This window comes from Bradyrhizobium sp. sBnM-33, from assembly GCF_032917945.1.
Lineage (GTDB): Bacteria > Pseudomonadota > Alphaproteobacteria > Rhizobiales > Xanthobacteraceae > Bradyrhizobium.
Genome location: NZ_CP136624.1, coordinates 1,494,074 through 1,509,598 on the forward strand (window position 1 = coordinate 1,494,074; position 15,525 = coordinate 1,509,598).

The 15,525-nt window shown below is 62.6% G+C and carries 16 protein-coding genes; 8 read left to right on the top strand and 8 right to left on the bottom strand.

Features of this window, described 5'->3' with window-relative positions; translation table 11 throughout:
- Positions 1-30 precede the first annotated feature (30 nt).
- The 5 genes from RX328_RS07035 to ctrA all read right to left on the bottom strand — a co-directional run bounded on the left by RX328_RS07035 (position 31) and on the right by ctrA (position 3,946).
- The gene (locus RX328_RS07035; protein ID WP_213256637.1) at positions 31-1,188 is read right to left on the bottom strand and encodes a glutathionylspermidine synthase family protein; all 1,158 of its coding nucleotides are present in this window, start codon (positions 1,186-1,188) and stop codon (positions 31-33) included.
- 6 nt (positions 1,189-1,194) lie between these two features.
- Positions 1,195-1,605, bottom strand: coding sequence for a hypothetical protein (locus RX328_RS07040; protein WP_213256635.1), 411 nt, complete (start codon positions 1,603-1,605; stop codon positions 1,195-1,197).
- A gap of 2 nt (positions 1,606-1,607) precedes the next feature.
- The gene (locus RX328_RS07045; RefSeq protein ID WP_028347248.1) at positions 1,608-2,012 is read right to left on the bottom strand and encodes a DUF350 domain-containing protein; all 405 of its coding nucleotides are present in this window, start codon (positions 2,010-2,012) and stop codon (positions 1,608-1,610) included.
- 255 nt (positions 2,013-2,267) lie between these two features.
- Positions 2,268-3,074, bottom strand: a complete 807-nt coding sequence (locus RX328_RS07050; protein ID WP_213256633.1) for a cytochrome P460 family protein — start codon at positions 3,072-3,074, stop codon at positions 2,268-2,270.
- Positions 3,075-3,244: 170 nt separating this feature from the next.
- Positions 3,245-3,946: a response regulator transcription factor CtrA gene (gene ctrA, locus RX328_RS07055; protein WP_016848562.1), complete on the bottom strand. Its 702-nt coding sequence runs from the start codon at positions 3,944-3,946 to the stop codon at positions 3,245-3,247.
- Positions 3,947-4,313: 367 nt separating this feature from the next.
- Here ctrA and fliI point away from each other — a divergent pair, with 367 nt between their 5' ends.
- The 4 genes from fliI to RX328_RS07075 all read left to right on the top strand — a co-directional run bounded on the left by fliI (position 4,314) and on the right by RX328_RS07075 (position 7,827).
- Complete coding sequence (fliI, locus tag RX328_RS07060) at positions 4,314-5,639, top strand: flagellar protein export ATPase FliI (protein WP_213256631.1); 1,326 nt, start codon at positions 4,314-4,316, stop codon at positions 5,637-5,639.
- A 108-nt stretch (positions 5,640-5,747) separates the two neighbouring features.
- A complete protein-coding gene (gene fliJ, locus RX328_RS07065) occupies positions 5,748-6,164 on the top strand; it encodes a flagellar export protein FliJ (protein WP_057842912.1) in 417 nt (138 codons plus the stop codon).
- A gap of 190 nt (positions 6,165-6,354) precedes the next feature.
- Positions 6,355-6,912: a sigma-70 family RNA polymerase sigma factor gene (locus RX328_RS07070; RefSeq protein ID WP_213256629.1), complete on the top strand. Its 558-nt coding sequence runs from the start codon at positions 6,355-6,357 to the stop codon at positions 6,910-6,912.
- A gap of 3 nt (positions 6,913-6,915) precedes the next feature.
- Positions 6,916-7,827 (top strand): anti-sigma factor domain-containing protein, encoded by a 912-nt coding sequence (locus RX328_RS07075; protein ID WP_213256627.1) that lies wholly within the window; start codon positions 6,916-6,918, stop codon positions 7,825-7,827.
- A 368-nt stretch (positions 7,828-8,195) separates the two neighbouring features.
- Here the strand turns inward: RX328_RS07075 and RX328_RS07080 are convergent, their stop codons facing one another.
- Positions 8,196-8,402, bottom strand: a complete 207-nt coding sequence (locus RX328_RS07080) for a hypothetical protein (protein ID WP_213256625.1) — start codon at positions 8,400-8,402, stop codon at positions 8,196-8,198.
- Between the two features lie 327 nt (positions 8,403-8,729).
- The gene (gene flhA, locus RX328_RS07085) at positions 8,730-10,871 is read right to left on the bottom strand and encodes a flagellar biosynthesis protein FlhA (RefSeq protein ID WP_213256623.1); all 2,142 of its coding nucleotides are present in this window, start codon (positions 10,869-10,871) and stop codon (positions 8,730-8,732) included.
- Positions 10,872-11,828: 957 nt separating this feature from the next.
- Between flhA and RX328_RS07090 the strand changes: the two genes are divergently transcribed.
- From RX328_RS07090 to RX328_RS07105, 4 genes are all read left to right on the top strand, one after another.
- Positions 11,829-12,311, top strand: coding sequence for a GNAT family N-acetyltransferase (locus RX328_RS07090; RefSeq protein ID WP_213256622.1), 483 nt, complete (start codon positions 11,829-11,831; stop codon positions 12,309-12,311).
- A 357-nt stretch (positions 12,312-12,668) separates the two neighbouring features.
- Positions 12,669-13,817 (top strand): OpgC domain-containing protein, encoded by a 1,149-nt coding sequence (locus tag RX328_RS07095; RefSeq protein ID WP_213256620.1) that lies wholly within the window; start codon positions 12,669-12,671, stop codon positions 13,815-13,817.
- 45 nt (positions 13,818-13,862) lie between these two features.
- Positions 13,863-14,213 carry a DUF6665 family protein gene (locus RX328_RS07100; RefSeq protein WP_213256612.1) on the top strand — a complete coding sequence of 117 codons (351 nt, stop codon included), beginning with the start codon at positions 13,863-13,865 and terminating at the stop codon, positions 14,211-14,213.
- A gap of 341 nt (positions 14,214-14,554) precedes the next feature.
- Positions 14,555-15,157, top strand: a complete 603-nt coding sequence (locus tag RX328_RS07105) for a hypothetical protein (RefSeq protein WP_249727236.1) — start codon at positions 14,555-14,557, stop codon at positions 15,155-15,157.
- 171 nt (positions 15,158-15,328) lie between these two features.
- Here RX328_RS07105 and RX328_RS07110 read toward each other — a convergent pair whose 3' ends face one another.
- On the bottom strand, positions 15,329-15,499 hold the full coding sequence (locus RX328_RS07110) for a hypothetical protein (RefSeq protein ID WP_213256608.1): 171 nt from the start codon (positions 15,497-15,499) through the stop codon (positions 15,329-15,331).
- Positions 15,500-15,525: the final 26 nt, after the last annotated feature.

Genomic DNA, 15,525 nt, shown 5'->3' on the forward strand with positions numbered 1-15,525 from the left:
AGCGAGAGACACGCCTCCGGGCTTGCCGCGCTACAAGATCGCGTGCGGCAGGAAGCGCGACGTGTTGCCGGTGATCGGGTTCTCGTCCTCGCGGATCGACAGGCCGCATGGCGTGTGATCGACCAGCCAGCTTCCGAGCACCGGGTATTGGTCGGCGAAGCTCGGAAGCGGCGCGAATGCCTGCCGAATGAATCCTTCCGCGCCATAAGGGCCCTGCTGCTCCATCAGTGTGGTGCCGGCGCTGACAAGCGCGACGTTGGCGCCCTCACGCGAATAGAGCGGCTTGCGCACGAATGAGGAGCCGAGCATCGCCGCTTTCGGATCGTCCTCGAAATAGGCCGGCAGCAAATTGGGATGCTTCGGAAACATCTCCCACAGCAGCGGAAGGATGCCCTTGTTGGAAAGGATCGCTTTCCATGGCGGTTCGATCCAGCGGGTGGGTGCTGTTGCGAGTTTTTCGCCGAACGTGTCGCGGAACATCCATTCCCAGGGATAGAGCTTGAAAACAAGCTCGATCGCACGGTCGTCGAGATCGACGAAGCGGCCATCGCCATCCAGCCCGACGTCCTTGATGTCCATAAATGTCGTCTTCAGTCCGGCCTGGCTCGCAGTGTCCTGCAGATAGATCAGCGTACCGGCATCCTCGGTATTGTCGGTCATCCCTGTGAGATGAAGATGCTTGGCGCCGCCATGTTTCTTCCAGGCATCGATCAGGCGCTCATGGATTGAATTGAACTGGTCGGCGCGCTTCGGGATGATGTTTCGCTCCATCGCCTGTTCGAGCCAGGTCCACTGAAAAACCGCCGCTTCGAAAATCGAAGTCGGCGTATCCGCGTTGTATTCCAGCAGCTTCGCCGGGCTCCAGCCGTCGTAGCTCAGGTCCAGCCGGCCGTAGAGGCTGGCATCGTCGCGGCGCCAGCTCTCGGAGAGCAGCGGCCAGAAGGCTTCCGGTATTTTCAATCGGCGCAGATATTTTTCGTCCTTGATCACGCGGCCGACCAGCTCAAGACACATCGCATCGATCTCACCGGTCGGCGTCTCGATCCGCCGTTCGATTTCCTGCAGCGTGAACGCGTAATAGGCCTGTTCATCCCAATAGCGCTCGCCGTCGATGGTGTGAAAAGTGAACCCAACGCCTTCGGCGGTAGCACGCCAGTCGTCGCGTTCGGGGCAGGGGATACGCTGCATGCAATTTCAACCGCCCGAGAAGCCGATGGCATGCCCGAACGAGCCGAAGCCGCCGCGCTGCGCGCTATGCGAGCCAGAATCGGAAGTGCCAGAGGAAGAATGGCTCGAGGACGAATCGCTACTGTAGTAGCTGCTGCGCGAGGACGAGCCGCCGCTGGAGCCGCCATGGCTCGACGAAGAGCTGTGCGACGAGCATTCGGCATTGCTTTGCGTTGGCGACGCCAAGTGCGGGTTTGGTTGCTCGCAAGTGCGGCTCGGCATCAGCGTGTAGGCGGCGCTGCCGACGGCAAATGTGCCCATCAGCAAGAGCGCAACGTGACTAGAGCGCTTGGCCGGCGGCGGCGGAACGGGGCGCGGCGCCGACGGCACCGAGACGGGTTTGCGCTTGCCGAATTCAGGCTCTGAATTGTTCGCCATGGTCAGTAGGTCATGCAAGCGGCGTTGATCGCGCCCGCGGCCAGCGAGGACAGCCCGAGCCAGATCGCGGCGGCGAGTTCGCCCGATGCGATCCGCTTCGACAGGTTCGGCACCGGAACCCTGACGAGGTAATAGACGATGATCTGCACGATCAGCGCGATCGCGGCCCAGATCAGGCAATCCCAGACGTTGGCCGAATGGGTGATAGCGCTGACCAGCGGCAGCACGAAGCCGAGCAGGCTCAAGCCCAGGGCAATCGCGGCGGCCGGTTCATTGGCGCGGATCAGATCGAACTCGTTGTGCGCCGTGACGCGGGTGTAGACGAAGAGGTACGCGACCACGGCAACGATTGCCGTGCAGAAGTAGACCAGGAACGCCGGCAGCCCGGCGAGGGATTGCAGGATCATTGAATTCGCCCCGACTCGTACGTTCCGAAAGGTTCGCACGATCTCTCAGTCGGCGCATAGACGCGAGCGGTTCAATCCCAATAAAAACTCTACCTAGAGTCCGGTTCTGATTGAATCAGAACCGGACTCTAGGTTCTTGTTTTGACGCGTTTTCTTGACGCGAACCGGTGTCCACTTCGCTTGAAAACGCTGCAAAAAATCCCGCCATCTGCGGCGGGGTTCGCAAATCTTCCGCAGCGGTCTTGACGCTGCTGGCTATTCCCTGACCTCGATCTTGCCCTTCATTGCCGGGTGCAGACCGCAGATGTAATCGTAGATTCCTGCATCGGCGAGGGTCAGCTGGGTGGTCTGGCCTTTCAGTGCGATCGACGAACGCTGCGCCTTGGGGCTAGTGATCGTCACCTGGTGCGGCGAGGAATCGGCGTTGTGCCAGATGATGGCCTGGCCCTTGCTGACGACGACGGTCTCCGGCCCGAACTTGAAGTCGGAGATCGAGACCACGCCGGGCCCGGGCGTGGGCTTTGCCATGGCGCCTTCGGGGGTGCCCTTCAGGCCCGCTAGTGAGATAACAAAATCCTGCCCGGCATGCGGCTTGTGGCAGGTGAAGCAGGCCGTCAAATTGGCCTTGTCGTTGACCTTCTTGTCCGGGCCAAACGCCTGATACTCCCATTCGCCGTTCCGAATGTCGTCCTTGTATTCGGTGCCCCAGCCGTCGCGCTTTTCCATCACCGTGTAGGCGACGAGGTCGCCCTTCTGGAAACGGCCGTTGGCGTCCTTGAGAGGCTCGCCGACCGCATCGAGCTGCGCCTTGTACTGCACCAGCGTCAGCACCGTGCCGCTCGGGATCGGCTGCCCCTTGCGTACCGCGTCGACCGCCGCCGGCGTCGCATAGAGCTCGCGATACTGCTTGTTGTCGTAACGATCGACCGTGGCGTAGAGCGTGTCCTTGTCGAAATTCTCCGGGAAGGCGACCTTGTCGCCGCCGGCGAGCGCCGAATAGCCGATGAGCGCGCCCGATGCCGATCCGAGCGCGACAGCGGCAACCAGCCTGACGTTTTTCATGACTTCCCCCTCGTTTGCGGACAATTCCATTAAGTACGAGACACCGCGAAGCGGGTTTCAATCCAGGGGAAGCGAATTTGTCGCGTAAGCGATGGCCCAAACAAAAACCCCGCCATTCGGGCGGGGTCCAGTCGGCAGGAGAGAGCCTTGCGCCTCGCCGTAAGCCCTGATCAGGCCGGAATGCGCTCGTCCGCCTCGTGCGGCTCGCGCAGCACGTAGCCGCGGCCCCACACGGTCTCGATGAAGTTGCGGCCCTCGGAGGCGTTCGCGAGTTTCTTGCGCAGCTTGCAGATGAAGACGTCGATGATCTTCAGCTCGGGCTCGTCCATGCCGCCATAGAGGTGGTTGAGGAACATTTCCTTGGTCAGCGTGGTGCCCTTGCGGAGCGAGAGCAGCTCCAGCATCTGGTATTCCTTGCCGGTCAGGTGCACGCGCTGGCCGCCGACCTCGACCGTCTTGGTATCGAGATTGACCACGAGATCGCCGGTCTGAATGACCGACTGGGCGTGACCCTTGGAACGGCGCACGATCGCGTGGATGCGGGCAACCAGTTCGTCCTTGTGGAAAGGTTTGGTCATGTAGTCGTCGGCGCCAACGCCGAGACCTTTGACCTTGTCCTCGATGCCGGCGAGGCCGGAGAGGATCAGAATGGGAGTCTTGATTTTCGAGACCCGGAGCTGCTTGAGCACGTCGTAGCCGGACATGTCGGGCAGGTTGAGGTCGAGAAGGATAATATCGTAGTCGTAAAGCTTACCCAGATCGACGCCTTCTTCTCCGAGATCCGTCGTGTAGACGTTGAAACTCTCGGATTTCAGCATCAATTCGATCGACTGCGCGACGGCGCTGTCATCTTCTATCAGCAAAACGCGCATGCCAGTCCCCTTTAGTCCGCCGCTCCGGGCGTCAGGTCGGCCGCACTTGCGGCACTCAAAACGCCTTTGAACAACTGATTCGGATCCTGACAGACACATGGTTAACAAAATCTGATTCCGGTTCGCAAGGTCTTCAAGTGCAATTTTTATCGAATCGCCCTAAGATGTTGCGTAGAAGCAGCTTTTCTCTACCGCGTGTGCTTAGTCTCCACATTAAGAGGCGGGCCTAACCGACTCTCGCGACTCACCCTTCTTCTGACGGGCAAGCGCTCTCAGTCACCAAAGACAGTGACGCAATGATTAATGATGCGGGTAAACACGAGGTTAAGCGCCGCCGGCTAAAGCGCGGAAACTTAAGGTTTTCGCAATGAAGGCGCTAGCGGAGCAGATCGGCGATATCGACGGCGTCAATATATATGGCCGCGTCGTGGGCGTGCGCGGGCTGATGGTCGAGATCGCGGGGCCTATCCATGCGATGTCGGTCGGCGCCCGCATCATCATCGAGACCGGCGGAAGCCGCTTCATCCCGGCCGAAGTGATCGGCTTTTCCGGCAGCAATGCTGTCGTGATGCCGTTCGGCGGACTCGACGGCGTCCGGCGTGGTTGCCGCGCGGTGATCGCTACCGCCGCGAGCCAGGTGCGACCGTCGCCGGCCTGGCTCGGCCGCGTCATCAATGCCATGGGGGAGCCGATCGACGGCAAGGGGCAGCTGGTGCAGGGCCCGTCGCCGATGCCCTATCGCAATTCGCCGCCGCCTGCGCATTCGCGCAAGCGCGTCGGGGCGCCGCTCGATCTCGGCGTGCGGGCGCTCAACACGTTCCTGACCTGCTGCCGCGGCCAGCGGCTCGGCATCTTCGCCGGCTCCGGTGTCGGCAAATCGGTGCTGCTGTCGATGCTGGCGCGCAATGTCGACGCCGACATCACCGTCATCGGCCTGATCGGCGAACGCGGCCGCGAGGTGCAGGAATTTCTGCAGGAGGATCTCGGCGACGAGGGCCTGGCGCGCTCGGTGGTGGTGGTGGCGACATCCGATGAGCCCGCCTTGATGCGGCGGCAGGCGGCCTACCTGACGCTGGCGATATCAGAATATTTCCGCGACGAGGACAAGGACGTGCTGTGCCTGATGGATTCGGTCACGCGCTTTGCGATGGCACAGCGCGAGATCGGGCTGTCGGCCGGCGAGCCGCCGACCGCGAAAGGCTATACGCCGACCGTGTTCACCGAATTGCCGAAACTCTTGGAGCGGGCAGGGCCGGGCACCGGCGCTGGGACCATCACCGGCATTTTCACGGTGCTGGTCGACGGCGACGACCATAACGAACCGATCGCGGATGCGGTGCGCGGCATTCTGGACGGCCACGTCGTGATGCAGCGCTCGATTGCAGAACGCGGACGGTTTCCCGCGATCAATATTCTTAAATCGGTCTCGCGTACGATGCCGAGATCGGCCAATCCCGACTATCTCCCCATAATCATGCGGGGCCGCCAGGTGATGGCGACCTACGCTGATATGGAGGAACTGATCCGGCTTGGCGCCTATCGGGCAGGCTCGAGCCCCGAAGTGGACGAGGCGATCCGGTTGCACGAGCCGCTGGAAGCCTTCCTGCGCCAGGCCAAGGAGGAAAAATCGAGCCTCGATGACGGCTACCGCCAATTGGCGCATATCCTCGCCAATTTGGAAACGGAACGCTAACTTTGTCAGGCCATCATCCCCGGCACATGATTAACGACGCCGGTGGGTCCCCCGAGGGAGCCGGCTCCGTCCCGCGTTCAGATTGGGACTTCTGGGGAGTATGAGTCGATGAAGTCACGAGAAACGCTGATCCGCCTGAAGAAATTTCAGGTCGACGAGAAGCGCCGAAGGGTTACCCAGATCGAAGGCATGATCGCCGACTTCCAGCGCATGTCGGTCGACCTCGAGCGCGAAATCCAGACCGAGCAGGAGCGGGCCGGAATCAACGACCCCTCCCACTTCGCCTATCCGACCTACGCCAAGGCCGCGATCCAGCGCCGGGAAAACCTGACCCGCTCCGCCGACGAACTGCGCATCCAACTCGAGGATGCCAAGAGCCTGTTGAGCGAGGCGTTCGAGGAATTGAAAAAGGTCGAACTGCTCGACGAGCGCGACCAGGCCCGCGAGCGCGCCGAAGAGAGCGCCCGCGAGCAGGCCGACATGGATTCAATCGGCCTGATGCGCGCCCGGCTTGGCGTCGCCTGACGCTTCTCACACCATCGGTTGAACGATTGAAAACCCGGGCCTCACGGCCCGGGTTTTTCTTGGCCAATCTTTTGGCCAATCTTCCGGAATCGGCGACTTGGTGGCCCCTGTGACGCAAGGTATGCTACGAAACTTCTCGTCGGCTCCGGCGTAGGACGCATTGGAGGAGCGGGATTTTGGGGGACGCTGAATGCTGACGCCAGCGGAGCTGGTCTGGCTGATTGCCGCGGTGGCGAAGGGGGATGAGGCCGCTTTTGAGCGCCTTTACGCCGCCACGCGCGCGAAACTCTTCGGCGTCGTGCTCCGTATCTTGCGGCGTCAGGACCTCGCGGAGGAGGTCATTCAGGAGGCCTACGTCAAGATCTGGAACAGCGCCGGACAGTTCAACCCTGCGCTCGCTTCGCCGATCACGTGGATGGCGTCGATCGCGCGCAACCGGGCGATCGACGTAGTGCGCAAGAAGAGCGAAAGCTCGATCGAGGAGGAGCCGACCGCGATGGAAGTGGCGGCCGAGTCACCCGATCCGCTGGCGCGGCGCGAGATGACGGAAGAGTTGAAGCGGTTGCTGGAATGCGTCGGCCGCCTGGAGCCCGATCGGCAGAAGCTCGTCCTGCTCGCCTATTACAACGGCTGGAGCCGCGAACAGCTCGCCGCCAAGTTCGAGACGCCGGTGAATACTGTGAAGACGTGGCTGCGCCGCAGCATGATGGAAATAAGGGAATGTCTCGGACTAGCGTCCGGATCTTGAACGATGGCCTATAGCGAAGACCATATCGCGCTCGCCGCGGAATATGCGCTCGGTACTCTCGATGCCGACGAGCGCGCGCAGGTCGAGACCATGATGGCCGTCGATAGCGAATACAGCGCGCTGGTCCATGCCTGGGAATACCGGCTCGGCGCGCTGAACCAGATGGTCGGTTCCGTCGAGCCGCGGCCGATCGTGTGGGAAAACATCAAGGCCGCGATCGGACATTCCACGGAAGCGCAGGCGCCGCTGACGCTGCCTGAGGCGACGCAGCCTGCGCCGCCGCCTGAACCCACGGCTGAGCCGGTGACTCCCGCGGTAGCCGAGGCACCGCCAGTCGTCACGGACAATACGGTTGCGGACAACGTCATCCAGTTATCCAGTCGCGCGAAGCGCTGGCGCAATGTGGCCTCCTTCGCCACCGCAATTGCCGCAGCGCTTATCGCGATGCTGGCGGTGCAGGTGTATCGGCCGGAGCTATTACCGGAGGCGCTGCGGCCGAAGCCGCGCATCCAGACCGTCGAGGTGAAGACGCCGGCGCCACAGCCGACACCGTCGGCGCAATATGTCGCGCTGCTGCAGCGTGACGGTGGCTCGCCCGCGTTCATTTTGACTGTCGATGCGGCGACCAAAAACTTTACCGTCCGCAAGGTCGGGGCCGATGCCGAGCCGGGCAAGAGCTTTGAGCTCTGGCTGATCTCCGACCGCCTCGCGCAGCCGCGCTCGCTCGGCGTGATCGGCGGCAGCGATTTCACCGCGCGCCCGGTGCTTGCCGACTACGACGCCAGCACGATTAACACGGCGCTCTATGCGGTGACGGTCGAACAGGCCGGCGGCTCGCCGAGCGGCCAGCCGACCTCGGCGCCGATCTATACCGGCAAGCTGATCGAGACGGTGCCGGCGAGCGCGCCGCGCTAACCCGTCCCTCATGGTGAGGAGCGCGCTTCTTGCGCGCGTCTCCGGACGATGCTTCGCATCGCCGGGCGAACCATGAAGACCCCCGCTGCAGCCGCTCATTCCGCGGCCATCCTTCGAGATGCAGGCTTCGGCCTGCTCCTCAGGGATGAGGGCCGTGGGTGTGTCAAATAAGGTTTGTGAGCGTCGGCGAGTCCGCGGCACGCAGCGGTCTCGTATCGCGCGGCCAAAAAAGAAAACGCCCGTGGGGAGCGGGCGTTTTCGCAGTCAACTTGGGGGTAGTTGGGGTCTTATATATCCACGCGGCGACTTTGGGGGGCTGTTAAAGGGCCGCATGAATTCCGTGAATTCCTGTGTTGCGGATTCCTCCGTTAACGTACGACTGAGTTACCGGAGCTGGTGATCGCCACCGGCTTGCCGGCCTTCATCACGCGCGTGCTCGCGGTCTGGGTAAGACCTTCATCCGAGGTGTTGCGCGCGGAGATGCTGAACCCGGCGACCACGATACCTGCCACGAGTGCCACGACCACGATCTTGAGATGAGTCGTGCGATCTGCGCTGTAGATCGAATGGTTCATGGAAGTCTCCTGCCGCCTTCCGGCCTGTAGATTTGTCGGATGCGCCGACAGGCTGGTTCAACGTCTCGCGTCAGGCAACGTAGGAATCCGGGATCCCGTTCCCAAGAGGCGATCACAAGCCGGTGAAAAGACTTGAACGGGTGCGATTGGAATGCCCGCGGCGACCGCCGCAAATGAATAAATGTTCAGCAGTTGTAATGGTTTATACCGGCGTCACCACGTTTCAACGCCGAATGGTGCGGGACGGGCCATTTTCGACAAACCAGTTGCCTGTGGCGAAAATGCTTCGGCATTAAGCCGCTGATTTGCCCGTGTTTCGGCCCGCGGCTAGACGCTGCCGACCGTCTTCAGCCGCGCGCGCGGATGGATTTCCGCCTGCGACAACACGGTGGTTTGCGAACGGAAGCGCTCGACCAGCGAGCGCACGAACGGCCGGATCGCCGCCGACGTCACCAGCACCGGCGCTTCGCCCTCGCGGGCTGCCTGCTCAAAGGCGTTGCGAACGTTGGTCATGAACTCCGACAGTTTTGAGGGCTGCATGGCGAGGCTGCGCTCCTCGCCCTGGCCCACGATCGATTCCGCAAACGCCTGTTCCCACCGCGCCGACAGCGCGATCAGCGGCAGATAACCGTTGTATGTGGTGTTCTGGGCGCAGATCTGGCGCGCCAGGCGAGCGCGGACGTGTTCGACCATGGTAGCGGGGTTGCGCGAGAAGGCGAGCGCGTCGGCGATGCCTTCGAGAATGGTGGAGAGGTCGCGGATCGAGATCCGCTCGGCCAGCAGGAGCTGCAGCACGCGCTGGATGCCCGATACCGTGACCTGGCTCGGCACGATGTCCTTGACCAGTTCGCCCTGTTCCTTCGGCAGGTCCTTGAGCAGCTTCTGCACCTCGCCATAGGACAGCAAGTCGCTCATGTTGTTCTTAAGCAACTCGGTGAGGTGCGTCGACAGCACGGTCGCGGCATCGACCACGGTGTAGCCCTTCAGCGAGGCCTCTTCTTTCAGCGCGGCATCGACCCAGGTGGCGGGCAGTCCAAACGTCGGCTCGACGGTATGGATGCCGGGCACGCCGACCTGGTTGCCCGCGGGATCCATCACCATGAACTGGTTCGGCCAGATCTTGCCGGTGCCGGCGTCCACCTCCTTGATCTTGATGATGTAGGTGTTGGCCTCGAGCTGGACGTTGTCGAGGATGCGCACGGCGGGCATCACAAAGCCCATTTCGATCGCGAGCGAGCGGCGCAATGCCTTGATCTGCTCGGTGAGGCGGTCGGTACCATCAGGGCCGTTGACCAGCGGCAGCAGCGCATAGCCGAGCTCGATCTTGAGGTCGTCGATCTTGAGCGCGGTGGCGATCGGCTCCTCCGCTGCGGCCTGGGCGGCTGCGGCGGCCAGTTCGGGCGCGGCGGCGGCGGCCGCTTCCGCCGCCCTGACGGCACCGTTGCGGTTCCGCGCTTTCCAAGCCAGCACGGCGGCGCCGCCGCCGAGCGCCAGGAACGGGAGCATCGGAATGCCCGGCAGCAGCGCCAGCACCAGCATCACGCCGGCCGACATGCCGAGCGCCTGCGGATAACCCGAGAGCTGCTTCATCAGCGCTTTGTCGGCGGCGCCCGTGATGCCGGCCTTCGACACCAAAAGGCCCGCCGCGGTGGACACGATCAGCGCCGGCACCTGCGTCACCAGGCCGTCGCCGACCGTCAGGATGGTATAGGTGCGGGCGGCGTCGCCAAAGCTCATGCCTTGCTGGGCGACGCCGATGATGATGCCGCCGATGACGTTGATGAAGACGATAAGCAAGCCCGCGATCGCGTCGCCGCGGACGAATTTCGAGGCGCCGTCCATGGCGCCGAAGAAGCCGCTTTCGTCCTCGAGTGCCTTGCGGCGCTCCTTGGCGGTCTTCTCGTCGATCAGGCCGGCGGAGAGATCGGCGTCGATCGCCATCTGCTTGCCCGGCATCGAATCCAGTTGGAAGCGGGCGGCGACTTCGGCGATGCGCCCAGAACCCTTGGTGATGACGACGAAGTTCACGATCACGAGAATCGCGAACACGATAATTCCGATCACGAAATTACCGCTCATCACGAAATTGCCGAACGCTTCGATGACGTGGCCGGCGGCGGCGGTGCCTTCGTGGCCGTGCGACAGAATCAGGCGGGTAGAGGCCATGTTCAGCGACAAGCGCAGCATGGTCGAGATCAAGAGCACGGTCGGGAACGCCGAGAATTCCAGCGGTGCCTGGATGAACAGCGACGTCATCAGGATCAGGATCGACACCGTGATCGAGATCGCCAGGAAGAGATCCAGCACGATCGCCGGCAGCGGCAGGATCAGCACCACGAGGATGACGAGGACGCCGAGCGCCAGCGCCAGATCGCCGCGCTTTAGGATATCGCCGATTTCGCTTAAGGACGGAAACTTGCCGCCTGCGCCTGCGCCTGCGCCGCCCTGACCCGCTGTCACATCGACCATGGTAGCCGCTTCCCCCCGCGTCTCCCGCCATCGGGCGCCAGACGTCTTGGCGGCGGCCGAAGGGCCACCGTTCCGAAAGTGAGGTACCGCACTGGCGTCCACGGGGTTCCTCCCGTTCTACGCGGCCGACGACACTCGACTTCACCCGGCAATTTTTGCCCGGTGTATGGTTAGCAAAGGGTTAACGGAGGTGATTTGGGCCGGTATTTCTGGCCGCCGTCCGTCCTGCCCGCATGCCTGTGCTGTCAGCCCCGTCATTGCGAGGAGCGTCAGCGACGAAGCAATCCATGTTTCCGCAAGCGGCGGCATGGATTGCTTCGCGGAGCCTGTCATCGGGCGCGCATTCGCGCGACCCGTTGGCTCGCAATGACGGGGAGAGACACACACCTCCGCGTTCCCGCGGCGCATTCCGCCCGGGCTTTGCCAAAACTTTTCGCCCATCAAGAAGAGGGCGCAGGGAATGCCGGGTGCCGGCTAGCACCCGCGGTCTCGTGTGCAAGAGATTGCGAAGGTGCGCACGCAGCGGGCACCGCCGCGTCCACCGCATTCCGACCCAACGTCCGTGACGATCGCGATACGCCCCTCTAGCGGGCCGGAACGGGCAAGGTTGTAGGACTGATTTGCGGCAATCGAAAATAGATTTATTTTTTCTGACAGGACTAGACAGCAAATCACGTTGATTGCGTTGAGGAAACCGTGCGAGCGGATTCTGGCTGTGAGCCGGTGAAATGCGTTTCCGAGTACGCGGTAATTTGGGCAAGTGAATCAGTCACTTCACAACACCGGGATGCGAGGACTGCAAGCATGACATTCCGTGCGTGCGTGTCAGGTAACTCCTGCGTAGGATGGGTAGAGCGAAGCGAAACCCATCAATCGCGTGCGCGGAGGGATGATGGGTATCGCCCGCTCCACCTATCCTACAGACTACCCTCCACCGCGCTGCTTGGACGATGTCTGATGGCCATCACAGCAAGACCCGTTGCAGAACATGATCTCAAATTGATCTGCGAACACCGCGAGCGGATGTTCGCCGAGTCCGGCCGAACGCGCGAAGCGCTGCGGCCGATGACGATGGCTTTCGAGCAATGGCTCGCACCGCGCCTTGCAGACGGCAGCTATTTCGGCTGGATGCTGGAGGGGGCCGGCTTCGTGATCGCGGGCCTCGGCATGATGGTCATCGACTGGCCACCCCATCCGAGCCATCCGGCCGACCATCGCCGCGCCTACATCCTCAACGTCTTCGTGGAGCCCGAGCATCGGCGCAAGGGACTGGCGAAGCGGTTGATGGCACTGGCCGAGGGGAGGGCCCGCGAACTTGGGGTTGGCTATGCGATCCTTCATTCGACCCGGCAGGGACGCCCGCTTTACGAACGGCTGGGGTGGGGGACGACGAGCGAGATGGCGATCCGGTGGGGACTAGGGGACGGCATTTTGAGCTAATGAGCCAGTGCGCCTTGGTACGTGCTGCGTAGGATGGGTAGAGCGAGGCGAAACCCATCATACTCATTGAATGGATTTTTGATGATGGGTATCGCTGCGCTCCACCCATCCTAAGTACTGCCTGACCACGCGACACCTAGTCTCCCTCTTCTCTAACAGCCGACATCGGACAGAGCTCGTCAATCGCCGAAGGGACGTGTGAGCGTAATCGCGCGGCCCAAATGATCACGTGCAACGCCGACAGAGCTCAACGCTTGCGCGCAGATTCGCCTGAAAAAATAAGCTTTTAATGGTGAACGAGCTCACACCAGGAGCTCGAGCGGCAGGTCCATTTTGCTGGTTCTCGGGGTGATCGAGATGCACGACCGAAATACCATCCCCAAGTTCGTGGTCGGCGAGCTGCCGGAGCTGAAAGGCGAAGGCCGCGACCTGCGAATAGATGCCTGCCGAGGCATCGCGCTGTGGTTCATCTTTCTTGACCATGTTCCCAACAACATCGGAACTTGGCTGACGCTGCGGAACTACGGCTTCAGCGATGCCTCGGAGGTGTTCATGTTCGTCTCGGGCGTAACCTGCGCGCTGGCTTACGGCAGGGCATGGCGCTGCGAGGGCTGGACCGGAGTGATCAGCCGAACGCTGCGGCGAAGCTGGGACATTTATGTTGCATTTCTGCTGCTCACGCTCGCTTGCGTCATCCTGGTTCACCTCGCGGGCACTGGCCGTCTTGCTGACGAGAGCAATACGCGTATCTTGCTGGACCATCCCGGCGCGACGCTCGCGCGCGCGGCGGTCCTGCAATACCGTCCGGTCAATACCGACGTGTTGGCAGTCTTCGTGCTTCTTCACCTCGTGTTCGCGCCGCTGCTGTGGCTGCTGCTGCGAGCGCCGAACGCGACGCTTGGCGCCTCGCTGGCGCTTTATGTGTTGGTGCATGCCTTTGGCTGGACTGTCCCGGCGTGGCCGAACGGCCACTGGGCTTTCAATCCGCTGGCCTGGCAATTGCTGTTCGTGCTTGGCGCGTGGTGGATGATCGAGGGCAAGAGGCCCCGGTCGTGGGTGACGTCACGCACGACGCTTATGCTTGCCGTTCTGTATCTGCTCTTCACCCTGTTCATCGCATTGAGCTGGCGCATCAGACCGCTGGAGGCACTGATCCCGGAGGCGTTGGCGAAACTGATTTACCCCTTGGATAAATCGAATCTCGATCCATTGCGACTGCTGCATTTTTTGGCCCTTGCTGTTTTGGCGTCATGGCTCGTGCCCCGCAAATGGCGAGGGCTGACGACGCCGGTGATGCGCGGCGCGATCCTCTGTGGCCAGAACTCGCTACCAATCTATTGCCTCGGCGTTCTCTTGACGTTCGCCAGCTACGCGGCGCTGCTAAACATTTCAGATGGACTTGCGATGCAGATAGCATTGAGTCTCACTGGCATCGCAGCGATGATCGTGACCGCAACACTGCTAAGCTCGATCAGCATCAAACCCAGGCAGCGATCGCAACAGTGACGCGCCTCGTTGCACATGCGATCCATGTGGCGCTATAAATTCCCCATGTCCCGCGATTTTCGCCTTGATCGCTCTCCCGTCGACGTTCTCAACTATGAGATCGCCCAGGACCAAGCCGTTGGGCTCGGACGGATGGGGCGAGCGCTGGAAGCGGCCCTCGCCAGGCTGCGGGAGTTCGATGCCACCCATCCGCGCTCGGGCGCGCCGGCGTCAGCGCAGCAGGCACGGCGCATCCTAGTGGCGGAGGCCGGCCACGCGCTCTGGATGTTCGTGGTGCAGCGAGAGGCGTGTGGCTTGCGCGACAGCCGCCCTGTCATGCGCGACTATAACGTGCCGGGCGAGGTGCAGCAGTGCATGGGGGCCGTGCCCGCCACATCGATGCTGTCAGCAACATGACTTACTGAGTTTCAATGACCGATCGAGGCCGCCTTGGACACCTTTCGCGCGGCTGCAAGGACCGGAACTCGGGCCCCATTCTCGTTTCCGGGCCAGAATGAATCCACCGCCTTGCCGGATTTGAGTCGCATTGTGACCCAGGTCGCGGCCAAAGGTCGGGCGCGAGGGGGCGCAACACTGGGGTTCTCATGTCCGGTCATTTGCGATTTTGCATCGCCGTTCTTGTGCTTCTCGCAGGTCTCCCGACTTCGCCTGCATCTTCGAATCCTCTTGCAGACTTGTTCAATGTCTCTCCCCCGACGCCCCCTGAGCCCGCTTCAGCGGAAAGGGAAAGGGAGTGCTTGCCGCGACCCGGTACGTCGACGGCGGAAGGTCAGCGCTGGGTCTATCGATCTGAGGGGCGCCGCAAATGCTGGTTCCAGGCTGCCGAGGGGACCGCGACGGTGAAGCAGGTTCGTCATCGCGCCGCGAAGCCTCGTGTCGCCACTGTCGAGGAGAACGAGGCCGCGCGGGCCAAGCAGAAGGCGGTCATGGATGCGCGTGCGGAGCTGCTGCGCTCCGCACCGGCGGAAACGTCTCAGCCGACGCAACCCGCGCCCGAGCTCAAGGTGGTCGATGCCGCTTCCGTCCCGGCTACGGCGGCCGCGGCCTTCGTGCCGCCGGCACCGGTCGCCAACCGCGCGATCGATCAGCTCACGCCTGACCACCCCACGCCGCGCCGGCTCGACGCGGAGACACTTTTGGCAGCCGCACCGGCGCCAAGCGATGCGGTTGCGGTCTCCGTGCCTCCGGCCGCGCCGGTCGCCTCTCCGATCGCCGAGGCGGCTGATGACGGCTGGGGCTGGATGGCAACCTGGCTTGGCGTGCTGCTGATGGCGCTGGGGCTCGCCTTCGTCTTGGGCTCGAGCCGGACCCTTCGGGAGGCCGTGTTGTTGCGCGATTGACGCGAGGACGAAGTTGGCGGCCATCGCGGACGTCGAGTTCGATCCTTGATCTTTCTGTCTACCCCAGCCTTCGCACAAAACACTGGTGCCGCTCCGCAGACCGGCATGGAGAAGCCCGGAATGACGAACGGTGCCAAGGAAACTGGAGCGATGGACACCACGGGCTTCCGGCTAGCCGCGACCGACAAGATGAGCTGCAGAGCGCCAGGCGTGCTGCGACAGCGCTTCGAAGTTTCGAACCGTTTCGACGCGAAGGAGTGCGGCGTCGGCGAGCGTCCCATTGGCGACCGCGCCGAGAGTCGCGCTGCGGTGGATGCGCAGCACCTCGTCGAGTTGCGGCATGGCGCGTTTCGCCCGGCACCTTGCCC